At 66.0% G+C, this 21,993-nt stretch carries 23 protein-coding genes and 1 pseudogene; 12 read left to right on the top strand and 12 right to left on the bottom strand.

Translation table 11 applies throughout. The features are described 5' to 3' along the window. Positions 1–25 precede the first annotated feature (25 nt). The 5 genes from KV110_RS40235 to KV110_RS40215 all read left to right on the top strand — a co-directional run bounded on the left by KV110_RS40235 (position 26) and on the right by KV110_RS40215 (position 4,671). On the top strand, positions 26–1,612 hold the full coding sequence (locus KV110_RS40235; protein ID WP_218472321.1) for an alpha/beta hydrolase: 1,587 nt from the start codon (positions 26–28) through the stop codon (positions 1,610–1,612). 75 nt (positions 1,613–1,687) lie between these two features. Next, entirely contained in the window at positions 1,688–2,239 is a 552-nt protein-coding gene (locus KV110_RS40230; RefSeq protein WP_218472320.1) for a GNAT family N-acetyltransferase, read from the top strand. 200 nt (positions 2,240–2,439) lie between these two features. Next, on the top strand, positions 2,440–3,402 hold the full coding sequence (locus tag KV110_RS40225) for an alpha/beta hydrolase (RefSeq protein WP_218472319.1): 963 nt from the start codon (positions 2,440–2,442) through the stop codon (positions 3,400–3,402). Between the two features lie 98 nt (positions 3,403–3,500). Continuing rightward, positions 3,501–4,190 (top strand): nitroreductase family protein, encoded by a 690-nt coding sequence (locus tag KV110_RS40220; RefSeq protein WP_218472318.1) that lies wholly within the window; start codon positions 3,501–3,503, stop codon positions 4,188–4,190. Between the two features lie 118 nt (positions 4,191–4,308). Next, complete coding sequence (locus tag KV110_RS40215; RefSeq protein WP_218472317.1) at positions 4,309–4,671, top strand: hypothetical protein; 363 nt, start codon at positions 4,309–4,311, stop codon at positions 4,669–4,671. Positions 4,672–4,693: 22 nt separating this feature from the next. On the opposite strand, the gene KV110_RS40210 is transcribed toward KV110_RS40215, so the two are convergent. The 4 genes from KV110_RS40210 to KV110_RS40195 all read right to left on the bottom strand — a co-directional run bounded on the left by KV110_RS40210 (position 4,694) and on the right by KV110_RS40195 (position 7,690). Then, positions 4,694–5,584, bottom strand: a complete 891-nt coding sequence (locus KV110_RS40210; protein ID WP_218472316.1) for an alpha/beta fold hydrolase — start codon at positions 5,582–5,584, stop codon at positions 4,694–4,696. Between the two features lie 217 nt (positions 5,585–5,801). Then, positions 5,802–6,161: an MmcQ/YjbR family DNA-binding protein gene (locus KV110_RS40205; protein WP_218472315.1), complete on the bottom strand. Its 360-nt coding sequence runs from the start codon at positions 6,159–6,161 to the stop codon at positions 5,802–5,804. Between the two features lie 88 nt (positions 6,162–6,249). Then, entirely contained in the window at positions 6,250–6,732 is a 483-nt protein-coding gene (locus KV110_RS40200; protein ID WP_218472314.1) for a peptidylprolyl isomerase, read from the bottom strand. A 160-nt stretch (positions 6,733–6,892) separates the two neighbouring features. Next, positions 6,893–7,690, bottom strand: a complete 798-nt coding sequence (locus KV110_RS40195; protein ID WP_218472313.1) for an ArsR/SmtB family transcription factor — start codon at positions 7,688–7,690, stop codon at positions 6,893–6,895. A gap of 159 nt (positions 7,691–7,849) precedes the next feature. On the opposite strand from KV110_RS40195, the gene KV110_RS40190 reads away from it, so the two are divergent. The 3 genes from KV110_RS40190 to KV110_RS40180 are packed head-to-tail and all read left to right on the top strand — an operon-like array spanning position 7,850 to position 9,859. Beyond that, entirely contained in the window at positions 7,850–8,779 is a 930-nt protein-coding gene (locus KV110_RS40190; protein WP_218472312.1) for an ABC transporter ATP-binding protein, read from the top strand. Continuing rightward, positions 8,776–9,627 carry an ABC transporter permease gene (locus KV110_RS40185; RefSeq protein ID WP_218472311.1) on the top strand — a complete coding sequence of 284 codons (852 nt, stop codon included), beginning with the start codon at positions 8,776–8,778 and terminating at the stop codon, positions 9,625–9,627. Before KV110_RS40190 ends, KV110_RS40185 begins: the two co-directional genes overlap by 4 nt. After that, positions 9,617–9,859 carry a helix-turn-helix transcriptional regulator gene (locus KV110_RS40180; RefSeq protein WP_218472310.1) on the top strand — a complete coding sequence of 81 codons (243 nt, stop codon included), beginning with the start codon at positions 9,617–9,619 and terminating at the stop codon, positions 9,857–9,859. The genes KV110_RS40185 and KV110_RS40180 overlap by 11 nt, the downstream gene beginning before the upstream one ends. Positions 9,860–9,915: 56 nt before the next feature. On the opposite strand, the pseudogene KV110_RS40175 reads toward KV110_RS40180, so the two are convergent. Both KV110_RS40175 and KV110_RS40170 read right to left on the bottom strand, forming a co-directional pair. Continuing rightward, positions 9,916–10,803: pseudogene (locus tag KV110_RS40175) on the bottom strand (NAD(P)-dependent oxidoreductase); the annotation flags it as partial. A 63-nt stretch (positions 10,804–10,866) separates the two neighbouring features. Continuing rightward, entirely contained in the window at positions 10,867–11,748 is an 882-nt protein-coding gene (locus KV110_RS40170) for an NAD(P)-dependent oxidoreductase (protein ID WP_218472308.1), read from the bottom strand. Between the two features lie 176 nt (positions 11,749–11,924). On the opposite strand from KV110_RS40170, the gene KV110_RS40165 reads away from it, so the two are divergent. Continuing rightward, positions 11,925–12,242, top strand: coding sequence for a winged helix-turn-helix transcriptional regulator (locus KV110_RS40165; RefSeq protein WP_218479481.1), 318 nt, complete (start codon positions 11,925–11,927; stop codon positions 12,240–12,242). Positions 12,243–12,369: 127 nt separating this feature from the next. Here the strand turns inward: KV110_RS40165 and KV110_RS40160 are convergent, their stop codons facing one another. Beyond that, complete coding sequence (locus KV110_RS40160; protein ID WP_218472307.1) at positions 12,370–13,494, bottom strand: glycerate kinase; 1,125 nt, start codon at positions 13,492–13,494, stop codon at positions 12,370–12,372. A 228-nt stretch (positions 13,495–13,722) separates the two neighbouring features. On the opposite strand from KV110_RS40160, the gene KV110_RS40155 reads away from it, so the two are divergent. Beyond that, a complete protein-coding gene (locus tag KV110_RS40155) occupies positions 13,723–14,169 on the top strand; it encodes a nitroreductase family deazaflavin-dependent oxidoreductase (protein WP_218472306.1) in 447 nt (148 codons plus the stop codon). Between the two features lie 158 nt (positions 14,170–14,327). On the opposite strand, the gene aroQ is transcribed toward KV110_RS40155, so the two are convergent. Both aroQ and KV110_RS40145 read right to left on the bottom strand, forming a co-directional pair. Continuing rightward, positions 14,328–14,768, bottom strand: coding sequence for a type II 3-dehydroquinate dehydratase (gene aroQ / locus KV110_RS40150; RefSeq protein WP_218472305.1), 441 nt, complete (start codon positions 14,766–14,768; stop codon positions 14,328–14,330). A 16-nt stretch (positions 14,769–14,784) separates the two neighbouring features. Then, entirely contained in the window at positions 14,785–15,384 is a 600-nt protein-coding gene (locus tag KV110_RS40145; protein WP_218472304.1) for a hypothetical protein, read from the bottom strand. Between the two features lie 439 nt (positions 15,385–15,823). Between KV110_RS40145 and KV110_RS40140 the strand changes: the two genes are divergently transcribed. Continuing rightward, positions 15,824–17,461 (top strand): NTF2-like N-terminal transpeptidase domain-containing protein, encoded by a 1,638-nt coding sequence (locus KV110_RS40140; protein ID WP_218472303.1) that lies wholly within the window; start codon positions 15,824–15,826, stop codon positions 17,459–17,461. Here KV110_RS40140 and KV110_RS40135 read toward each other — a convergent pair. From KV110_RS40135 to KV110_RS40125, 3 genes are all read right to left on the bottom strand, one after another. Next, the gene (locus tag KV110_RS40135) at positions 17,458–17,838 is read right to left on the bottom strand and encodes a DUF3054 domain-containing protein (RefSeq protein ID WP_218472302.1); all 381 of its coding nucleotides are present in this window, start codon (positions 17,836–17,838) and stop codon (positions 17,458–17,460) included. The genes KV110_RS40140 and KV110_RS40135 overlap by 4 nt on opposite strands. 81 nt (positions 17,839–17,919) lie before the next feature. Then, positions 17,920–19,008, bottom strand: coding sequence for a lysylphosphatidylglycerol synthase transmembrane domain-containing protein (locus KV110_RS40130; protein ID WP_218472301.1), 1,089 nt, complete (start codon positions 19,006–19,008; stop codon positions 17,920–17,922). Between the two features lie 4 nt (positions 19,009–19,012). Next, positions 19,013–20,533, bottom strand: a complete 1,521-nt coding sequence (locus tag KV110_RS40125; RefSeq protein ID WP_218479480.1) for an adenylate/guanylate cyclase domain-containing protein — start codon at positions 20,531–20,533, stop codon at positions 19,013–19,015. 204 nt (positions 20,534–20,737) lie between these two features. Between KV110_RS40125 and KV110_RS40120 the strand changes: the two genes are divergently transcribed. Further along, positions 20,738–21,991: an AI-2E family transporter gene (locus tag KV110_RS40120; protein ID WP_218472300.1), complete on the top strand. Its 1,254-nt coding sequence runs from the start codon at positions 20,738–20,740 to the stop codon at positions 21,989–21,991. The last annotated feature ends 2 nt before the right edge of the window (positions 21,992–21,993 follow it).

The following is a 21,993-nucleotide window of genomic DNA, read 5'->3' as shown; positions in this document are numbered from 1 at the left end:
GTGGCGGCCCGTGGAGGTACGAAACATGATGAAGGTACGGCTGTTTTCGCGGGCCGCGGCTGCTCTGGCCGGGTGCCTGCTCGGCGCATCGATCGTGTCCGGCACGGCCGACGCCGCGCCCGGTCCGTCCTTCGGGGAATGTCCGGCGGGTTCGGTGGTCGCCGGTCACGGCGTGCGGTGTGCCGTCGTCGACGTGCCGATGAATTACGCGGACCCGGACGGGCCGAAGATCCAGGTGACCGTCAGCCGGATCGCGGCAACTGGACAGCGGCGCGGCGCCCTGTTCGCCAACCCCGGTGGGCCCGGCGCGGACGGACTGGACTTCTGGGGGTTGCGGACCGACGTGCTGCCCGCCGAACTTGCCACCCACTACGACCGGATCGCGGTGCAGCCGCGCGGATTGCGCTGGGCCACCCCGTTGAATTGTGCGACCGAGGTGAAGGACGAGGACGGCGCACCGGTGTCGCTCGGCGGTGGTGACCGCAACGCCATCAAGAAAGCGTGCGACGCCGCGCTGCCCGGCTACCTGGACACCATCACCACCGAGAACACCGCTCGCGATATGGACGCGGTGCGGGCCGCGCTTGGGCTGGAGCGGATCAGTTACCTCGGCACCTCCTACGGCACCTATCTCGGCGCGGTGTACGCCTCGCTGTTCCCCGACCGGGTGGAGCGGATGGTGTTGGACTCCAACGTCAATCCGGACTGGGTGTGGACCGAGGAATTCGCGCAGCAGCAGGTCGCGGGCAAGCAGCGGCTGGACGACCTGTTCGCCTGGATCGCCGAGCACAGCAGCGAATACCACCTCGGCGACACCGCTTTGCAGGTCTATCAGAACTGGGTGCGGCTCGCGGTCGACCAAGGTGGTGGCTGGTACGCCAACCTGACCCCGCCGCCCGCCAGTCTCGCCGACCTGCCGGGCGCGTTGCCCGAGCCGCTCGCCGAGATCGCCCGCGACGGCTACACGGGCAGTCTCGAGCAGACCGGAAAACTACAGAACCTGTTGCGCACCTTGATCTCCGGCGGTGCCACCACCCAGGGACCGCTGCTCGGCGCCACCGCGGTCGCCACCTACACCCGCACCTACTGGCCGACGTTCGCCCGCGCGATGGCCGATGTCGCCGCGGACCCGGCGAACGTGCAGCGGCTGCGCACCATCGCGGGCGCCACCTCCACCGACCCGACCGGCCGCTTCGTCTTCGCCGCGATCACCTGCAACGAGAACGCCATCCCCGGCCGCCTCGACGTGATCGGCTCCGCGATCGCCACCATCGCCTCCGGCGGCAACGCGATGGACGCCCGCGCCGACCTGGTCCGCTCCGGAATGGCCTGCGGCACATGGAAGCCCGTCACCGCCCCGATTCCGATCACCGGCGCGGGCCTGCACACCCCACCGCTGGTTCTGCAGAGCCGCCACGACGCCCTCACCAAATACGAAGGGGGCCCCGCGATGGCACGCGCCTTGAACGGTTCCCTCATCACCGTCGAAGGCGGCGATCACGGCAACTTCGGCCGCGGCAACCAGGTGGTCGACGATGCGGTGCTGACCTACCTCCGCACCGGCCAGGTCACCATTACCCAAGCTGCGGAGGCGCCGCTCCCCACGCGCTGACCTCCGGTCACCTCGCCATGGCCGGAAAGACTTGTCCAGCAGACAATCCACCGTCTTCGGGATAGTTGTGGACAGGTGGCAGAACAGTTGCCGTCATGGCCGAGTGCCCCGCCGACTTGCGGCGCGATCGTCCTGCGGGAGTACACCGAAGCGGACGCCCACCTCGCCATCGAGTTGGGTGAAGACCCATACATTCCACTGATCGGCTCCTTGCCCGCCTCCCCCACCGCCGGTCAGGCGCGGGAGTGGATACAGCGACAGCGCGGACACCACGCCGAAGGAACCGGTTTCGCCTTCGCCATCGCCGACGCCGAAACCGACACTGCCGTAGGCGGTATCGGCCTGTGGCTGCAAGACCTGCCGAGAGGCCGCGCCATCGTGGGCTATTCGGTCTCACCGCGGCATCGCGGCCGCGGCATCGCAACCAGCGCTCTGAAGGCCCTGACCACCTTCGCCTGGACCATCCCCACCCTGCATCGCATCGAGCTGTACATCGAGCCCTGGAACATCAGCTCGATCCGAGTCGCGGAATCCGCCGCCTATCTGCGAGAAGGCTTGTTGCACAGCCACCAGGAAATCGGCGGCCGCCGCCGCGACATGCTCCTCTACGCCACCATCCGCCCCTAGCGCGCCAGTGTCGGCCCTTCGTGAAACCTGATGCGGGACAGGGCATTTGTGTTCGCGATTCTCGGCCATCGTCGAGGTGGCGGTGGCAGTATGGACGCGGACGACGGCCTGCGTGGGGGAGTGTCACTGCCTGGTGCGGGGTTTCGTCCCGCTCGCCGACGGGTCTCTGATAAGAACCGTCCCATTCCTCCAGGAGCGTCATGCCCTACGCCTACGATCCCGAATTGGCCCCCTTGGCCGGTCTGCCCGAGCTCGCGCCGCTCGATTTCGCTGATCCCAGTGCCGCGCGGGCCGCCATGCGTGCGGCGGCGGCCGCTGCGCCGCCGTATGAGCCGTCGATCCCTGTTCAGGTGACCGACACGCTCATTCCGGGACCGCCGGACGCGCCGAAGGTGCGAGTGCGGGTGTACCGGCCCGACGGTCCTGATGGTGCCGCCGGGACGCTGCCCGCGTTGCTTTTCTTCCACTGGGGCGGCCTGATCAGCGGTGACCTGGACAGCAACCATGCGGTGGTGCTGCGTCTCGCCGAGCGAGTGGGAGCCGTTATCGTCTCCGTCGACTATCGCCTGGCTCCCGAACACCCTTTCCCGAGCGCCCTCGATGATGGCTACGCGGCGCTGTCCTGGACGGTGCACAACGCGGATTCACTGCGCATCGATCCGCGTCGGGTCGGCGTCGTCGGCGACAGTGCCGGTGGCGGTCTCGCCGCGGGCTTGGCATTGCTCACCCGCGATCGCGGTGGCCCCGCCCTGCGCTGTCAGTCCCTCAACTTCCCCGGTCTCGACGACCGGCTCACCAGTCCTTCCGCACAGGCCTTCACCGACACGCCCGTCTTGGACCGGGCCAGCGCCCAGCACAGCTGGCGTCACTACCTGAACGGCGCTGGGGGCCCGCAGGATTCAGGTGTATCCCCTTACGCGGCTCCCGCCCGGGCCGACGATCTCTCCGGCCTCCCGCCGACATTCATCAGCGTCTGTGAGTTCGATCCGTTCCGGGACGAGGACATCACCTACGCGCACCGCCTCATCCAGGCCGGTGTGCCCACCGAATTGCGCCACTACCCTGGCACTTTCCATGCCAGTACCGCCGTCGAATTCGCCGCCGTTTCGCAGCGAATGATCGCCGACCAGCACGCCGCCCTACGGCGCGCGCTGCACGACTGATTCCGGCCGAAGCGCGAGAGTGTCGTCTGTCTGGCCGAGTGGACGATAACTTCGTCTCGGCGTTGCCCGCCCAGTGCGTTCGGCTCACACTGCAATCCATGACGACGTGGACGCCGCTGCATGGTCAGCCCTATCAGCCGATTCCGTACCACCCGAACCGGATTCCCGTCGAGGAAGCCCTCGTCAGGTCGGCCGCGTTCCGGGAGCGGATGGATGAGCGCCGAACCGTCCGGATGTTCTCCAAGGATCCGGTACCGGAGCAGTTGGTTCTCGATGCGATCGCGGTGGCGAACACGGCCCCGTCGGGTGCGCATCAGCAACCGTGGACGTTCGTGCTCGTCGAAGATCCCAAGGTGCGGGCCAGAATTCGCGAGGCAGCCGAAGCGGAGGAGCAAATCTCCTATAACGGCCGCCTCGGCGAAGAATGGTTGTCCGCCCTCCAACCGCTCGGCACCGACGAACACAAACCACATCTCACTGACGCCCCTTACCTCTTGGTGGTCTTCCAGCAGCGCTTCGGCCTCCGCCCGGACGGCACCACTTACAAGCACTACTACGGCGACGAATCGGTAGGCATAGCCGTAGGGATGCTGCTCGCCGCCCTGCACATTTCCGGCCTTGCCGCCCTCACGCACACGCCGAGCCCGATGAAGTTCCTCGCCGAAGCCCTCGAGCGGCCCCGCAACGAAAAGGCTTTCGCGGTAATCCCTATCGGCTACCCGGCAGACGACGCCGTCGTACCGAACCTCGTCCGCAAGTCCATGGACCAGGTCCTCGTTCGCATCTGAGGGCATCAGCACAACTGACGGCGCGCCCGCTGACCCCAACGCTGGGGGCAGCGATCCTGTGGTATCAGCCGTAAGGTTCTCAAGGCTCTATCCCGACAGACGCCGCAAAAGGAGTTCCATGAGAAAAGCGATTACCGCAGCCGCCCGAATCGCAGCCGCTGGTGCGTCGGGACTGGCCTTCGTAGCGGTCATCGGGTCCGGTACCGCCCAGGCGGCCCCGCAGGACTGCGTCGTCGAGCGGAACCTCTTCGGTGCCTCGGCGGTCTGCCAACCCGACGGCGGAACCAATTACGTCCTCCGCGTCGACTGCTTCGGCCTCCACGCCACCGGCCCCTTCCCGCTCTACGGCGTTGGCCCCTACTCCCAACTCAGCTACCCCTTCACCCCGTCAGGTGAGCGCATCACAACAGCGTGCACCGGCGTAGGCCCCGGCGTCGTCGCCTTGGCCACCAACGCCTACGTGGAGATCTACCGCGGCTAGGAATGTCGCATGGCCCCGACGCCTAGGCGGTGGTCGGGGCCAGTTGGTCGTGCTGCTGGGCGAATTCCAGGATCCGGCGGGTGAGTTGCCGCGGGATCTGAAGAAGCACACCGTGTCCGGTGCCGGGGTAGATCACGGTCTCGGCGTCCGGCATGTGCTCGGCGATGCGGCGTGCCGCCTGTTCGGGGTCCGCGACGAGGGTGTCGGCGCCGAACATCACCAGCGTCGGCGTGGTGATGGATTGCAGCTCAGCGTCTTTGAGTACCCTGGCCCACCCGATCCGCATCCGATACTCCAAAGCCGGTTTCGCCAAGGCGAATTCCAACTCATGTAACCGCACCCCCGGCGTCAGCCACTCAGCCATCTTCCGCAAGTTCTTGTCGGACTTGCCCTTCATCCCGAACGCGAGCATTTTCAGCAGCACGCTCCACTTCGGCTTGACGAAGACCCCGCCGGGCTCGATGAGTGTCACACTCGCCAGCCGCCCCGCCTCGTGCAGCGCGACCAGGCCCGCATGCCAGGCGCCATGCGAGTAACCGACCACGTGGACCCGATCGAGACCAAGCCCCGCCATCACCTCGTCGAACCATGCGGCGAGGCCGGTCTCATCCCGTAGCGGGACGGTCTGCACGCTGCGCCCCGCGGTGCCGATGGTGTCCAATGCGTACACCACGCGGTCCCGGGCAAGGTCTTCGATGATGGAATGCCAGACCAGTCCGTTGCCCCCGATCGGATGAAGCAACACGATGGGCGTCTTCGCGCCGGAGCCGGAATGCCGGACATGGGTCGAACCCAACGAGGTTTGAATGTCGAGCGTCGTGGCGGGCAGCGGCCACAGCGTTTCCAGTGCTTCGTATGCGCGTAAAAAGGTCTCGCGCGCCTGGTCGTTCTTGAACTTCCCGATCTTCGTCATGAGTGCTCTCCCCTCTTGGTGGTATAAACGTACCATGTAAATGGTATGGGCGTACCATCATCCGAGGCAGGGGCAAAGGGTTGGGGGTGTGCGTGCCACGGTTGGTCGACCGTGAAGTGCGGCGGCGCGAGATCGCCACTGCGGCAGAAGCGCCCGCGCTGGTCGAGTGGCTCCTCGACCGCATGCTCGATTCAGTCCGCTGCCGGTTTGGCAGCGTTCAGCCAGAGGTCGACCGGTTCCAGTCCGGCACCTCGGCGATCAGTTCCTCGGGCGCGGACAATCGCCAGGCCTCGAAGACCAGCTCGGACAGTTCATCGAGGTCGATACCTGCGAGCTGGACCACGACCCAGCCGAAACCGCCTGCGGTGAACTGTTCTTCGAAAACGTCGGGTCGTTCCGACACCAGCGCCTTCTGTTCGGACAGTGTCTGTTTCAAGCCGACGGTCTGGGTGCGCGGCCAGTAGTAGCCGAAGAGTTTGCCGCGCACCTTGTATGAGGTGTACTTCTCGCCCTTGGTGCTCTGCACGTCGACGAGCTTGCCCACTATCTCGAAGAACTCGTCACTAAGCACAGCCACCGTGGACCCCTCAAAAGTCAGAGTCCGCAATATACCCGGGTCGACCGACTGTGCAGTTCCCGACTCGACCCGTGAAGCCAGCGGGGGATCAGCGGATCACGGTGGCCGATTCGATGAGAACCGGCTGGACCGGTACGTCCTGCGCGCCCGTCCTGACCTTGCCGATCTGGTCGACGACGTCCTGGCCCCGGGTCACCTTGCCGAACACCGCGTATCCCCAACCATCCTGACCGGGATAGTCGAGGAACGCGTTGTCGTTGGTGTTGATGAAGAACTGGGCCGACGCCGACTGCGGGTCGGACGTGCGAGCCATCGCCACGCTGTAGGTGACGTTCTTCAGTCCGTTCTTCGCTTCGTTCTCAACTCTGTTGGGTGCGGGCTTTTCTCGCATCGTCTGGTCGAGACCGCCGCCTTGGATCATGAAGCCATCGATCACGCGGTGGAAGATCGTGCCGTCGTAGTGACCGTTGTTGACGTAGGTCAGGAAGTTCCTGACGGTCTTGGGCGCTTTCGCCTCGTCGAGTTCGAGCTCGACGTCACCCATGGAGGTTCGGAGCAGGACCTTGATCATGTTTCCCCACTTTGTGCATCAGGCCCAGTCCCGCAGTCGCCCCTAGGGACTCGTGCTCCAACTGAGCTGGACACGGACCAGTGCAGCTTACCGGGGCGCGGCCACGAGAAATCGCGTTCGGCCGCTGTGCATCAGGACTGCCCGCACCGCGCGGTACCGACTAGACAGTTGGTTCCGGCAGTGTCTCGCCCGTTTCGAGCAGGGTCTTGAGTCCGGACAAGATGCTCGGCCAGCCACCGCTGATCTCCGGCAGGACAGTGCTACCGGGCTGGAAGCCGTCGTGCACCACCGTCAGCTTCACCACCCCGTCACCCGCGGGTTCGATCTCGAAAATCACCTTCGACCGCGGCTCGCGGGCCCACTCGGCCACCTTGTCCGGCTTCATCTCGAAAGCGTCGGCAAAAGCGGGGTCGAAGGTGTGCCAGGTGTAGGACAGCTTGGTGTACGGCTCGGCCACCAGCACCACCTGCTGGGGGTCTTTGCTGGACCAATCCCGTTGGTGCCAAACCATTTCCGATCCCGGCTGCCAGTCGGTGTCGAAACTGGCGCCCCAGTACTGCTTCGTGAAAGCCGGATCGGTCAACGCCTGCCACAGTTTCCGGTCGGTGGTCTTGATGTAGGTCGTGTAGACGAATGCGTTGTCGCTCATGGGATTTGCCTCCAGTGCTTTTTTCAGATCGGCGAGTGCGTGTACCCGGGCGCGGTCGTAATGGGCGATCCAGCGCTCGGTGATGGCGTTGATGGGTTCGGCGTTGAGGTAATGCAGTTTTTCGCGGCCGCTGCGGCGGGTGCTGATCAAATTTGCCGCTTCCAGCACGGCGAGGTGTTTGCTGACCGACTGGCGCGCCATCGCGAGTCCCGCGCATAGTTCGCGCAGGGTCTGCCCGTTGCGTGCGTTGAGGCTGTCGAGCAGCCGTCGGCGATGGGGATCGGCCAGCGCTTTGAATACCTCGTCCATGCCACCTTCCTGTTATATGCAACCAAATGGCTGCATGTCTGAGATTAGGCAGCTGATTGGCTGCATGTCAAGGATCGCGCGGCGTCAATAAAGCATTGGCGCGGCGAAATGTAGTAGATATGCTACGAGTTGACAGAAACCCACAACAGGGAGGGCACCATGGCAGTGGGTCAGGGCGTCGTACTAGACGTCGAGAAACTGCGGATGCGCTACGGCACCACAGACGTCCTGCACGACGTGACATTCCAGGCGCGGCACGGCGAGGTGCTGGTGCTGCTCGGCCCCAACGGCGCGGGCAAAACCACCACCATCGAGATCCTGGAAGGCTTCCGGATGCGGTCGGCGGGTCGCGTCGAGGTACTCGGTGCCGATCCGGCGCACGGCGACGAAGCGTGGCGAGCGCGCGTCGGAGTCGTCCTGCAATCGTGGCGTGATCACGGCAAGTGGCGGGTCCGGGAACTGCTCGACTACCTTGGCGCCTTCTACGCCCCCTACAGCACCGACCGGATCCAACGGCCTTGGGACACCGACGAACTCATCGAGGCGGTCGGCCTCACCGAGCGGGCCAACGCCAGGATGAAAGACCTGTCCGGCGGCCAGCGCCGCAGGATGGACGTGGCGATCGGCATCGTCGGCCGTCCCGAAGTGCTGTTCCTGGACGAGCCGACCGCGGGCTTCGACCCACAGGCCAGGCGCGAATTCCACGACCTGGTCCACCGGCTCGCCGACGACCACCGGACCACCATCCTGCTCACCACCCACGACCTGGACGAGGCCGAAAAGCTCGCCGACCGGATCCTGATCCTGGCGGGCGGCCGGATCATCGCCGACGGCACGGCCGACGAACTCTCCCGCCGGATCGCCGGCGAGGCCGAGGTGAGCTGGACCAATGACGGGCAGCGGTTCGTGCACGCCACCGCCGAGTCGACCAAATTCGTCCACGGACTGTTCAAGCAATACGGCGAGGCGATCGGTGACCTCGAGGTCCGCCGCGCCTCCTTGGAAGACACGTACATGACACTGGTGCGCCGATTCGAATCCGGTCAGGTCGAGTCCGAGGTGCACACACTCGAGGAGGTAGGGCGATGAACCCGGTGCTGCTAGCCGTTCGTCAGGGCTGGACCCGCGGCATGATCGAGACACGGCAGACCCTCACCAACGGCCAGGACCTGTTCGGGATCATGTTCTGGCCCGTGGTCATGCTGGTGATCCTGTTCTTCATGCGGGACGCCTCGTTCGAATCGAGCGGCCTGATGCTCGGCGCGCTGGCCCTGCCCAGTGTGATCGGCATGCTGGTCGCGGTGAACGGGTTGGTCGGTATGGGGCAGCAACTGAGCCTGGACCGCGAGGACGGAACCCTGTTGCGGGCCAAGGCCACCCCGAACGGCATGGTGGGCTACCTGGTCGGCAAAATCATTCAGGTGTCCGGGTCGGTGATCATTCCCAGCGTCATCATCCTGATTCCCGGAATGTTCCTGGTCGAGGGGCTTGCGCTGGACAGCGTCGGGTCCTGGTTGGCGTTGATCTGGGTCGTAGTGCTCGGGTTGCTCGCCACCTTGCCCGCCGGTGCTGTCTTCGGATCGATGTTCTCCAATCCGCGCAGCTTCGCTATCATGACGTTCCCGATCATGGGAGTGGTCGCGGTGTCCGGCATCTTCTATCCGATCACTTCGATGCCCGGCTGGTTGCAGGGTGTGGCCCAGGTGTTCCCGGTGTATTGGCTCGGGCTCGGCATGCGCTCGGCGATGCTGCCCGACGAAGCGGCGGCGGTTGAACTCACCGGCTCCTGGCGGCAGCTGGAAACCGTTGGGGTGCTCGGCGTCTGGGCGGCCGTCGGGTTGCTCATCGCGCCGGTGGTGCTGCGCCGGATGGCGCGCCGCGAATCCGGGTCCAGCGTGGCCGAGCGCCGGGACAAGGCGATGCAGCGTGCCTACTGAGGTCATCTACAACCGCATCGCGATGCTGCGGGCCGAGCGCGGCATCTCGCGGCGGGAGTTGGCGGAGGCGCTCGGCGTGCACTACCAGACGATCGGTTATCTGGAGCGCGGCGAGTACAGCCCCAGCTTGCACCTTGCGCTGCGGATCGCGGCGTACTTCGAGGTGACGGTGGAGGTCATCTTCTCCACCACCCCCTTCCCGCGCCTCGGCTCCAGCGCCGAAACCGCCTGATCCGCAAGTGGATAGGTGTCAACGCCGTCCGGCACTATGTCGTGCCGGACGGCGTTCTATGGCTGGTCGCCTCGCATAAGGGCGAACGTAGGGACTGGGTGTCCACGCCGTTCGCTCGCGGCAATGGCCTGCTGCCAATAACCGTGGACAGTCTCGGCAAGCGCGGTATCGACACCGACTGCCTCGCCGGTCTCGATGACGTGCCGCGCGCCTGCCGCCATCATCCGGAGATTTGCGGCGTCGCCCCAGCCGCCTGCCTGCGCCGCCGCGGCGAAGCCCGTGTACACACCGTCGAGCTGTCCCATTGATCGCTGCGCGTAGGGCAGGAAGCGCTCGATGGTCTCGCCGGAGCGCTCGATCATCGCCAACGCCTGCTCGAAGCCGAGTAGCAACGGGTTGAAGATGGCAAGCACCGCTTGGTAATAGAGCTGAGCTAGGCCCTCGTCATCGCCCAGATACTCCGGTGCGCCGAGCACTTGCAGCAGGTCGCGATGCTTCTCGAAGACCGTGGGCGGTCCTGCGAAGAACACGTACGACTCAGGGTTCGCGAGGCCGTCACTCTGCGCCATGACACCACCCGCGAGGAACGCGCCGCCTCGCGCGCGGACCCACGCTCCGGCATCGCGAGTGTTGGCTGGGGAGTCGGACGAGAGATTGGCGAAAACCTTGCCCGCCAGGCGATCTGGTACCGGGCCGAGCACGTCGAACATCGCGGCGTAGTCGGTAAGGCTCACGACGATCAGCTCGTTCGCGTCCAGTGCTTCGGCGACCGTCGCGGCGCGCGTGGCACCGAGTTCTACCATGGCGTCGGCCTTTTCGAGGCTGCGGTTCCACACCGTCACCTCGACGCCTGCGCCCAGGAAAGTTCGGATCATCGCCTGGCCCATCGGTCCGAGGCCGATGACGGTCACGCTTCGATCGGACATGTTGTGTGCCTTTCGGGTCGGGGATGACCGCCGCCGGTGCGCTCGCGGCGGTCATCGGTCCCGGATCGTGCTGCTCGTCGACTACGCCTGGCCGCCGCGGATGATCTCGTAGGTCGAGACCGCCGTGCCCTTCGCCTCGCTGGCCGCAATGGCCTTGCGCCAGAACGCCTGTGCGGTGTGGGAGAACGTCGCATCGACACCGACCTCTTCGCTGGCGTCGATGATGTGCTGTGCGCCCGCGTCCATCATCTTCAGGCTCGCCAGCGTGGCCCAGCCGCCGTTCTGGTTCGCTACCGAGAACTCTTCCATGAAATAGGGGAACGCGGCAGCGGAGCGGACGGCGAACGGGACGAACTGCGCGATGTCGTTGCCGGAGCGCTCGATCATCGCGGTCGCCTGGTCGAAGGCGAGCAGCCACGGATGGAAGATGGTCAGCAGCGCCTGGTAGAAGACCTGCGCGAGACCGTCATCCGCGCCGAGGTACTCCTGCGGGCTCAGCGGCCGCAGCAGTTCGGCATGCGCGTCGAAGACCTCGCGTGGGCCGCTGTAGAAGATGTACGACGCCGGATGGGTGATGTTGTCGCCGGCCGACATGACGCCGCCGGAAATGAACTGCGCACCGTGCGAGCGCACCCACTCCGCGCCCTTGCGTGCCTTCTCGGGTGAATCGGAGGACAGGTTGGCGATCACCTTGCCCGCCAGGTGGTCGGTTGCCTGGCCGAGCACGTCGTACATGGCGGCGTAGTGGGTGAGGCTCAGCACGGTCACGTCGTTGGCGTCCAGCGCCTCGGCGACCGTGGCGGCGCGCTTGGCGCCGAGTTCGACCATCGCGTCGACCTTGTCGGTGCTGCGGTTCCATACCGTCACCTCGACGCCCGCGTCGAGGAAGGCGCGGACCATCGACTGTCCCATCGGCCCGAGGCCGACGACGGAGACGGAGCGGGGGCTGGTCTGTTCGGACATTGTGTGTCCCTTCGGTTCTGGATCGGATGCTGTCGGCGCCGGGCTCAATAGTCGTTGCCGCAGGTAGAGTCGGGAAGACCGAACGTTCAGGTGGGGTTGCTTACCTAGAGGTTCGAAATGCGGTCAGAAGGAGTGCGGTGGACGTGAACGGTGACGCAGATCACGACGTGTGTGGCATGTCCGTGGCGATCGATGTCGTCGGCGGGAAGTGGAAACTGCACCTGATGTGGGCGCTCAGTGCCAGCCCGCAGCGCTTCGGCGAGATCCGCCGCCTGCTCACCGGTGTCAGCGAGAAGGTGCTCGCCGAAAACCTGCGCCAACTCGAGGCGAGCGGTGTCGTACATCGCGAGGTCTACCCAGAGGTGCCGCCGCGCGTCGAGTACTCCCTCACACCACTCGGTGAAGAACTGGCCGTAGCCCTCCGTCCGCTCGAAGAGTGGGGCGACAAGCACCGCCACGAACTCCTCGGCAACCTTTTGGCTTCCGCGAGTTAGCGCGCGTCGAGACTCGGCTTCCGGTGGCGCGGCTGGCAATCGGTCTCAGTGCTGGCGAACGAAGCGGTGGCTGTCTGGCGGTGCTGTGAGCTGACGCGGCCGGTGATCGGTTGCGGTGCAGCAACTATCAACACAGGTGGAGCGCTGCTATCTGGGCCCCGACTTGCTCGAGAAGTGGGGCCGCGTTGGCGATCGAGCGGGTGGGGTCTGGTTCGAGGTCGGTGAGGGCGTGGCAGGCGGTGAAGCCTGCTGCTCGGATCTCTTGTGCGCCTAGAAGTGTGCGGCCGACGACGGCGATCGCCGGAACACCGGCTTTGCGCGCGGCTTCGCAGACACCCATGGGTGCCTTGCCGTGCAGGCTTTGGTGGTCCAGCGAGCCCTCGCCGGTGATGACGAGGTCGGCGTCGGTCAGCAGGGCGGGGAAGTCGAGCAGTTCGAGAATCACCTCGATGCCGCTGCGCATCTGTGCGCCGAGGACGGCCAGCGCGCCGAAACCTGTTCCGCCCGCGGCTCCGGCACCGGGGTGGTTCGTGAAATCCGGGCCCGCGAGTCGCGCCCAGTTCGTGAGTGCGGTCTCCAGAGTGTCGAGATCGGCTGTGCTTGCTCCCTTTTGGGGTGCGTAGACCGCCACCGCGCCTGCGGGCCCGAGCAATGGATTGTCCACATCGCATGCCAAGGTGAACGTGGCGGACGCGATCCGGGGGTGCAGGCTCGAGCGGTCCACTCGTGCGGCTCGGGTCAAAGCCGCTCCGCCATCGGGTAATTCGTTGTCGTCGGCATCCAGGATGCGGGCACCGAGTGCTCGCACCATGCCCGCGCCGCCGTCGGTGGAGGCGCTGCCGCCGAGACCGAGAACGATGTCGGTGACGCCATGGTCGAGCGCGTGCGCGATGACAACGCCAAGGCCGAAGGTGTTCGCGCCGAGCGGATCTGGTTGATTCCCAGGCAGTTTCCCTAGTCCGACGACGGCGGCCAATTCGATGACGGCCGTCGCGTCATGCCGTGCGTACGACGTGCTGCCGGGGACACCCGTCGGACCGGGCGCGATCAATTCGACCCGTGACCACCCCGCCGCCACGAAGGCATCGACGGTCCCGTCTCCGCCATCGGCGACCGGCACCCGACGGATCTCCACTTCAGGCACCACCCGCGCTAGGCCTGCGGCAAGCGCCGCCGCCACCTCGGGTGCGGTCATCGACCCCTTGAACTTGTCCGGGGCGAGCACCACCCGGCGAACGGCCTCGCGCGTCATCCCCACATTCTCGGCCACGTCCGGCGCTCCCGCCCCCCCGCACGTCTCTCCGCCGCCCAACTCACAAACCATCCACACGGTTCACAGGGTCTGTACACCCTGTGAACCGTGTGGACACCGCTTCTCAACTGGGCATACCAGAAGAGAGAGCAGTGCTCTTGACTTTGTATCCATGGAAATGGAACACTAGTCACAACAGAGAGCAGTGCTCACGGAGGAGTTGGAACCATGGACCACAGCACCCGCTACATCGGCCCGGCAGGCCTGGACCCGGTCATGAATCGGATCTTCAACTGGCTGCCCAAGCTCGGCATCAGCGTCATGGGCTCGCGGCTGCTCGCCGTCCGTGGTCGCAAGAGCGGTGAGTGGCGGACCACGATGGTCAACCTGATGGTCCGTGAAGACGGCGCCCGTTTTCTCGTCGCGCCACGCGGACACACCCAGTGGGTACGCAATCTCCGCGTCGCTGGCGGCGGCGAACTACGACTCGGCCGCAAGACCGAGCCATTCACCGCCACCGAAATCCCCGACGAGGACAAGGTCCCCCTCCTGCGCCTCTACCTGCAAAAGTGGGGCTGGGAAGTAGGCAGATTCTTCGAAGGCGTAACCAAGGACGCAACCGACGCGGAACTCGCCGCCATCGCCCCGGGTTTCCCGGTCTTCCAAATCAACTGACCCCACCGGCCCACCCCGACCTCCAAACCTGCACTCCGCGTCCGCAATTGCCGACTATTTGTGCACGGCTGGCCGTTTGGACCTCAAAATGGTCCGTATGGGTGCGATGTAGGTGCTTTCGGACCAGGTTGACGATGGCATCACCCGGGCCGAGCGGATCAAGCTGAGCGCACCAGGAATTCGATTGCCGCCGCGTAGCCCTGAATGCCCATCCCGGTGACCACCGCGGTGGCGATGGGGGAGATGTAGGAGTGGGCCCGGAACTCCTCCCGGGCGTGCACATTACTGATGTGCACCTCCACGATGGGGACTTCTGGGATCACCAGTGCGTCCCGCAGCGCCACCGAGGTGTGGGTCAGGCCGGCGGGGTTGATCACGATGGCCGATTCGACGCCGCAGGCACGGTGGATCCGATCGATCAGGGCGCCTTCGGAATTGGATTGGAAGGCGGCGATCTCGCGGCCGTAGCGGTGCGCGGTCTGCCTGCAGAGTTCGACCACGTCATCGAGCGTCGCGGACCCGTAAACCTCCGGCTGTCGGGTGCCGAGCATGTTCAGGTTCGGGCCGTTGAGGACCAGGATCGGGCCGGGTGCGGACATGCACGCAACTTTAGCCCTAGAGACCCTGCGGTCCTTCCGAGCGCAGGTCGTCCACCTTGCGCATGGCGTCGCGCAGTTCCTCGAGCCAGGATTCCGCGTGCTTGCCCGCCAGTTTCACGGTCCAGGCCAGCGCGTCGGCACGGGAGCGCGCGACGCCCGAGTCGACCAGGGTGTCGAGCACCTTGCGTTCGGGCTGGCGCAGCCGGGTCATGACGGGGACCGCCAAGTGGGTGAACATGATCCGCTCGCCATCCACCGACACACCCCACGCGACGCTGCGTCCGTAACGGCGCTGTGCCTCGTCGGCGATCCGCATGCGGGCCGGGCGCGTGGACTCGCGGAACCGCGAGACGGCACCCTCCTTGGTTGCCCGCGGAACTTCCTCGGTCGGCGCGTCCGCGTCGCCTTCCACGGGTGTCTTCTCCGGCTGCGGGATCGGCAGTTCGCCGATGACGACGATCTCGTCCCGGTCGATCTCGATGACGGGTTGGCCGGTGAACCAGTCCTCGGGCAACCTGCCCGCGAACCAATCCGGCACGTCCGCGGGATCCGGCAGGTCGGCTTGCTGCCAGCCGCCCGGTCGTCCGAAGCCCCGTCCCCGGTGTGTGTGCCTCATGTGAAGATCACCTACTTACTCTTCAGTGTTACTTGCAGTGATTACAAGATTACGTCGCAAACGAGGTCAATGGTTCCGCTCTGTGCGAACAGAGTTCGTCGCTGGTTAACGGGAGTGATTTGCGGTTCGCCGACGCTGGCTCTGGGTACTCACTGATCCGAAACGCCGAGTAAGGCAGTAAGCGCACAACTTTGCGTGGGGTCCCGGTACGGTAGCGGCGCCGGTTGTCGCCGCAGCACTGGACAACGATCATGATGGGTCCCCCGAGATGGGAGATTTCGGGCACAATTGAGATGCTGAGCATGGGTAATATCCTTGCGGCGTAGGCACCGCAGACAGGTCTTTTTCAGGTACGGTGGTCTTGTTACTGGAGTGACAAGAGTGAAGAGTGGGCGACATGGATGTGTGGGGATCCCGCCGCTTTCGCGTCCGGGGCGCTATGGCACTCATGGGAGTGGCGGCGCTTGCGATCGCGATGGGATCGTGCGGGATACACGAGAGCAAGAATGAGGCCGAGGCTGTCGTCGAGCGCTTCACCGAGCTGCTGGACAAGCAGGACTACACCAGGGCTTCGGAGCTCACGTCGTACCCCTCGGCGGCTTCGGCAACCCTGAAGCAAATGTTTTCCGGATTGCAGCCGGGCAAGGTGGACTACAAGAAGACGCAATTCATCGGCCTCGACTCCGAAGCGGCGATCTTCAGCATGAACGCCGACTGGAACTTCGGCGAGAACAAGAACTGGAACTACAGCCTGCAGGGCAACGTGCGCAAGCTGGCCATCGGCTGGCGCATCTCCTGGGACCCGGCGATCGTCATGCCGCAGCTCGACCACAACCGCACCGTGCGCCTGGTGCGGACCCAGCCGTCGCCCGCGCCGCGGGTGAACGACATCGCGGGCCAGCCGCTGATGACCGAGCAGATCATCAACGTGATCAAGCTCGACCCGGCGAAGATGCCCGACCCGATCGCCTCGACCGACGCGCTGGCCAAGGCCATCGAACCGGTCGCGCCGCTGATCACCGGGCCGTCACTGATGCAGCAGGTGGCCACCTCACAGGGCAAACCGGTGGTCGCGGTCAACCTGCGCGAGGCCGACTTCGAGCTGCTGGAACCGGCGATGGCGCCGATCCCCGGCGTGGTGATGGAAAAGCAGCCGCGACTCATCTCCGCCGACCGCCGGATCTGGTCGCCCATGCTGGACGCGCTGCGCAAAGTGCAGCAGGAAAGCCAGGAGCAGCACTCCGGTTGGGGTGTGCAAATTTTCGAGCAGGACGGTCGTTTCGTCACTCAGCTCGCCGGCGTGCAGGGCCCGCCAGGCCCGGACATCGCGGGCACCATGGACCAGCGCTTGCAGCGCGCCGCCGAGGACGCGGTCGTGAGTTCGGCGACGCCGTCCTCGATCGTGGCGATCCAGCCGTCCAGCGGCGCGGTGGTCGCGGTCGCCCAGAACAGTCAGGCCAGTGAACACGGTCCGGTGGCGTTCACCGGGCTCTACCCGGTCGGCGGCAATATCGAGCTGTTCCGGAACATCACGGCCGTCAGCAAAGGCAAGGCGCCGCACGACGTTTCGGTGCAGGAGGCGGCCGAGGCGGCGACCGCGCTCGGCGTCGGCATCGACTTCAAGGTACCTGGCTTGGACGAGGTGACCGGAAGGCTTGCGGTCGCGGGCCGCAGTGCCGAGCAGGTGCGCCAGGGCGGCGGCTCGGACGCGGTGCTGGCCAGCCCCTTCGGGATGGCCATCGCCGCCGCCGCGATCGCCCGCGGCGAGGTGCCGCGCCCGCTGATCGAGGTTGGCCGGCCGAGCACCACGGACGCGCAGCTCGCCCCGCTGTCGCCGGAGGTCGCCGACCGGTTGCGTGGCATGCTGCGTGACTCGACCAACGCCCCCGAGTTCGCGAGCCTGCGAATGTACCGCGATGTCAGCGGTTTCAGCGCGACCGCGGGACGGGACGGCTGGCTCATCGCGCTCATGGGCGACCTGGCCTTCGCCATCCACATCAACGACGTGGACAGCGGAGACGCCACCGCGCGAATGGCCGCGCGGATGCTCCAGTCGCTGGCCGCTCCGGAGACTTAATTCAAGGCTTGGATGGCCGCGCGCCAGCCGAGCAGGAACAGCGCCAGCACACAGGCCGCGACCAGGACGAAGCTGAACGCAGTTCCCTGACCGCTGATCACGCGCAGCAGCATGCCGCCGCAGAGGGTGCCGAGCCAAACCAGAATTCCGGTGGGCCACAACGCGGTTCCGTCGAACCGCGCGTCGCGCCCCGCGTCACCGAACACCCGGCTCGCCGCGGCCACCGCCACGATCCAGCCGATCGCCAGGCCGATGGCGAACGGCCACAACGTACGAAGTAGCCCGGCGAGCACCGCTTCCTCATGGCTACGCCTGCCGATCGCACAGAACAAGATCACCAGCAGCGCATCTACCAGCAACGGCACCAGTTTCTTCACGCCGGCAAGCGTAGTGGGACAGCCAGTGCCAGATGTGAAGCACCTGCGGCGCAGCGTGTTCGCGCCCACGCGGCCGATAATTCAAAACCGGCGCTGGGAGAATTCCTTCTCGAACTCGGCGTCGTCGTCCTGCGGTGTGCGGAACAGGAACAGGAACACGATCCAGCCGACGATCGCCACCAGGATGAAGCTCACCAGCCGGTAGACGAACGCGGCGGCGACCGCCTGCGCGGCGGGTAGTCCTGCGGCCGCGGTGAGCCCGTAGATCAGCGTCGCGTCGACATAGACGATGCCGCCTGGCGCGAACGGGATCGAGCCGACCGCCTTGCCGATGGCGAACGCCAGCAGCAGCCCGGCCAGGCGGGGATCGGCGCCGACGGCGTAACACGCGGCGCCGAGACAGGCCACGTCGGCGAACCGGTGTACCAGCGCCCACACGCCGACCAAGGTGCCGTCGCGCTTGCCGAGATCCACCGACTCCAACTGCGAGAGCACGTCCCGGAGTTTGTTGGTGCCCTGGTCGGCCGAGCGCTTGCGCAGCCGGTTCACCAGGCCGAGCACCTTGCGCAGCAGCGCTTCCAACGACCCGGGATTGCGCGAAACGTAGTTGCCGCCCACAACCAGCGCGACCACCGCGGCCAGCGAAAGGATCAGCTTGAACGGCCCGATGGTTCCGCCGGACAGCAGCGTGCCGCCCACCCCCAGCAGTGCGAGGCCCGCCGCGGCGACCACACCCGAGAACACCAGCTGCCAAGAGGCGACGATCGGACTGGCACCGAAGCGCCGGGTCTGCCGATAGGTGAAGGCGGTGGAGAACACCTGCCCCGCGGGCAATGTGACGGACATGGCGGTGGCGCCATAGACCACGGCGACAGATTTTCGCTGACTTACCTCGACACCCCCGGCGTGCAGTAGCTGTTTCTGCACCCGCCCGAATCCGCTCATCGACAATGCCTGCAGCCAAATACAGGCGGCGACCCACCCCCAGTGAATATCGCTGAGTTTGCGCCACGATTCGTGTAATCGCGGCCACAGATAGATGCCCTCGGCGATCAATAAGGCCAGCAGGGCGACGCCGAGCACCCATTTGGCCCACCAGAATTTGCCACGGCGGCGCCCGGCCGTGGGCGGCGGAGGAGGTTCCCCTGCCAGTTCCCCATTGGCCGTCACCCGGTCAGCCTAACGAACGCACCGTTTCGGCGTCTGCACTGTCCGGCACGTCGATGCCTTCCTTCGGATAGGCGAGAAGTGTTTTCCGGCGCCGTCCGCGCAGCTGTACCTCGTCGCCGGTTTCCCACTTGTCCTGCTCGCTTTCATCGGCGAAATACAGCGCGCTGCCCGAGGCCAGGGTGCGTCCTGGCTGGTCTTTGGCGAGTTCGGTCAGCCGTGATGCCTCGTTGACCGGGTCGCCGATCACCGTATATTCGAAACGATTTGCCGCACCGATATTTCCGGCGACGGCAAGGCCCGCCGAGACGCCGATGCCGATATCGAGGCCGGGTACTTGCCGCAGCACCGCACGCAGTTCGCGGGCGGCGGCCAGCGCGGCGGTCGGCGCATCCGGCCGGTCCAGCGGTGCGCCGAAGATGGCCAGCGCCGCGTCGCCGACGAACTTGTTGACGAAGCCGTTGTGTCGGTCGATGACGTCGACCACGATCCGGAAGAACTCGTTGAGCAGGCTCACCACCTCGGTCGGCGGTCGCTCGGCGGCGGTCGCGGTGGAACCGACCATGTCGACGAACAGCACCGCGACGAACCGCGTTTCCCCGCCGAGTTCGGTGCCGTAGTCGAGGGCGCGCTGCGCGACTTCCTCGCCGACGTGCTGACCGAACAGCTCCTGCAGCTGGCGGCGCTTGGCGGCCTCTTCCATCATCCGGTTGAAGCCGACCTGCAGCAGCCCGATCTCGCTGCCGTCGAACACCTCGACCTGGACGTCGCGCGCGCCCTCCTGCACCCGGTCGATGGCCTGGCTGAGCTGGCGCACCGGGTCGGAGATGCTGGAGGCGGTGAGCATGGAAAGGGCCAGCGCTTGCATGATCACCACGCCGCAGAGCAGCAGGATCGAGATGGCCAGCGATTGGGCGGAGAACTTCACGTCCGAGGAGATCTGGGTGATACACAGCAGCACGATGGCGATGGTGGGGGCGAAAGTGCCCATGCCCCAGGTCATTGCCATCCTGGTGCCGACGCCCGGCGTCAAGGTGTGGTCGAACGTGCCCGCGGTCAAAGCGGCCGCGGCGACCGGGCGAAGGATGCGCTCACCCAGCATGTAGGTGAAGCCGAACACGATGGTGGCGGCCATGCACAGGGTGACGATGACCGCGCCCGCCAGCTTCGGCTCGTCGGTGATGATCAGTAAGGCGAGGATCGCCCCGCCGATCAGCCACAGCGCCAGATGCAGAATGGCCTGGCGCAGCGGGGCGTGTAGCGCGGCCATCTGTTCTTGGCGGCTCGGTGGACCGCCGCGCATCTGCCAGCGCATCACCGGGCGCAGCATCAGCGCGGACGCAGCCATGCTGAGCAGGCCGCCGGTGATGAAGACCAGGGCAGGGACGAGCAGGCCGGTGCGCCTGGCACCGTCCTGCGATCCTTCGGGGACGGGCAGGCCGTACTGGATGAACGCCCACACCAGCACCGCACCGAAGGCATTGGCCAGCAGCATCGATGTCAGGTACAGCGGCCAGCGCGTTCGCATGGTCTGTTTGACCGCTTCCAAGGGCGCTGACACAACCAACAATCTAGCGTTTCGATCATGTGCGGCTCTGCGCGGCGCTGTTCAGCCGACTAGGCGACCGCCACACCTCAGCGCGGCCGGACGCGGACTGTGAGCCGCGATTCACCCGGCTCGGCGCATGCTGAGGACGGACAACGCCGTGCCGCGCTCGTTATGCTCGGCCAGGTGACGGACCCCAAGCCAAGCTCGAAGCGGAAGCCCTCCGTGGCCCGGCCTGCCGCGGATTCGGTGCATCCGATCGTTCGGGTGTCAGCGGAGTGGGGTTGGCGACTGCTGATCCTGTTCGCGGTGGCGCTCGCACTGGCCGCGATCGTGCAGAAGCTGGCGACCGTGGTCATTCCGCTGGCCATCGCGCTGCTCGCGGCGGCGCTGCTCGCGCCGCTGGTGGACTGGCTGCAACGGCTCGGGGTGCCGCGGGTGGTCGGTGTGTTCGTCGCGTTGGTCGGGTCGCTCGGGCTGGTGGCCGGGGTGATGACCTTTGTCGTCGAGCAGTTCGTCGCCGGTGTGCCGCAGCTGTCCGACGAGTTCACCAACAGCATTCACAAGATCCAGGACTGGCTGATCACCGGGCCGCCGCATCTGAGCAACGATCAGATCCGCAATGCGGGCGACCAGATCGTCAAGACGATCCAGTCCAATCAGGACCGGCTCACCAGCGGGGCGCTGACCACCGCGACGGTGATCGCCGAGCTGTTGACCGGCCTGTTCCTGACCTTGTTCATCCTCATCTTCTTTCTCTACGGTGGCGATCAGATCTGGAACTTCGTCACCAGGATCGTGCCGACGCCGCAGCGCGAGCGGGTGCGCACGGCCGGTCAGCTCGGGTTCGGCACCCTGGTGGGATTCGTGCGGGCCACCGTGGCGGTCGCGGCGGTCGACGCCATCGGCATCGGCGCCGGGCTGGGCATACTCGGTGTGCCACTGGCACTTCCACTGGCCTCGCTGGTGTTCATCGGCGCGTTCATCCCAATCATCGGCGCCTTCGTCGCCGGGTTCGTTGCGGTGTTCATCGCATTGGTGACCAAGGGATTGATCACCTCGCTGATCGTGCTCGGCATCATCATCGCGGTGATGCAGCTGGAAGGGCATGTGCTGCAACCGTTGCTGCTCGGCCGGGCGGTGAGCATCCATCCGCTGGCGGTGGTGCTGGCGATCACCGCGGGCGTGGTGCTCGGCGGAATCGCTGGCGGTCTGCTCGCGGTGCCGTTCGTCGCGGTGATGAATACGGCCATCCGGTCGCTGCTCGCGGACAGTCCGGAGGAAATGTTCGAGGAACTACAGACCGGCGAGGACCTATATGACGCCGAACCGGACGAACCGGAGCCCGGCCGGTTCGATGTGGCGGCGACATTGGCGAAAGAAGCGGGGGAAGGCTCGGCCGCCGCGCCGGAATCCGATGACGGCGGGCCGAAGGGCTGAGT

Source organism: Nocardia iowensis (genome assembly GCF_019222765.1).
Classification (GTDB): Bacteria; Actinomycetota; Actinomycetes; order Mycobacteriales; family Mycobacteriaceae; genus Nocardia; species Nocardia iowensis.
Note: the sequence above shows the minus strand (reverse complement) of the source record. Positions and strands in the feature narration are given on the sequence as shown.

Bases quoted from the DNA above. Each gene is read 5' to 3' on its own strand.
- KV110_RS40235 (WP_218472321.1), top strand. From the start codon at position 26: ATGATGAAGGTACGGCTGTTTTCGCGGGCCGCGGCTGCTCTGGCCGGG.
- KV110_RS40225 (WP_218472319.1), top strand. From the start codon at position 2,440: ATGCCCTACGCCTACGATCCCGAATTGGCCCCCTTGGCCGGTCTGCCC.
- KV110_RS40220 (WP_218472318.1), top strand. From the start codon at position 3,501: ATGACGACGTGGACGCCGCTGCATGGTCAGCCCTATCAGCCGATTCCG.
- KV110_RS40215 (WP_218472317.1), top strand. From the start codon at position 4,309: ATGAGAAAAGCGATTACCGCAGCCGCCCGAATCGCAGCCGCTGGTGCG.
- KV110_RS40210 (WP_218472316.1), bottom strand. From the start codon at position 5,584: ATGACGAAGATCGGGAAGTTCAAGAACGACCAGGCGCGCGAGACCTTT.
- KV110_RS40200 (WP_218472314.1), bottom strand. From the start codon at position 6,732: ATGATCAAGGTCCTGCTCCGAACCTCCATGGGTGACGTCGAGCTCGAA.
- KV110_RS40195 (WP_218472313.1), bottom strand. From the start codon at position 7,690: ATGGACGAGGTATTCAAAGCGCTGGCCGATCCCCATCGCCGACGGCTG.
- KV110_RS40190 (WP_218472312.1), top strand. From the start codon at position 7,850: ATGGCAGTGGGTCAGGGCGTCGTACTAGACGTCGAGAAACTGCGGATG.
- KV110_RS40185 (WP_218472311.1), top strand. From the start codon at position 8,776: ATGAACCCGGTGCTGCTAGCCGTTCGTCAGGGCTGGACCCGCGGCATG.
- KV110_RS40170 (WP_218472308.1), bottom strand. From the start codon at position 11,748: ATGTCCGAACAGACCAGCCCCCGCTCCGTCTCCGTCGTCGGCCTCGGG.
- KV110_RS40165 (WP_218479481.1), top strand. From the start codon at position 11,925: ATGTCCGTGGCGATCGATGTCGTCGGCGGGAAGTGGAAACTGCACCTG.
- KV110_RS40160 (WP_218472307.1), bottom strand. From the start codon at position 13,494: ATGACGCGCGAGGCCGTTCGCCGGGTGGTGCTCGCCCCGGACAAGTTC.
- KV110_RS40155 (WP_218472306.1), top strand. From the start codon at position 13,723: ATGGACCACAGCACCCGCTACATCGGCCCGGCAGGCCTGGACCCGGTC.
- aroQ (WP_218472305.1), bottom strand. From the start codon at position 14,768: ATGTCCGCACCCGGCCCGATCCTGGTCCTCAACGGCCCGAACCTGAAC.
- KV110_RS40145 (WP_218472304.1), bottom strand. From the start codon at position 15,384: ATGAGGCACACACACCGGGGACGGGGCTTCGGACGACCGGGCGGCTGG.
- KV110_RS40140 (WP_218472303.1), top strand. From the start codon at position 15,824: ATGGCACTCATGGGAGTGGCGGCGCTTGCGATCGCGATGGGATCGTGC.
- KV110_RS40125 (WP_218479480.1), bottom strand. From the start codon at position 20,533: ATGCGAACGCGCTGGCCGCTGTACCTGACATCGATGCTGCTGGCCAAT.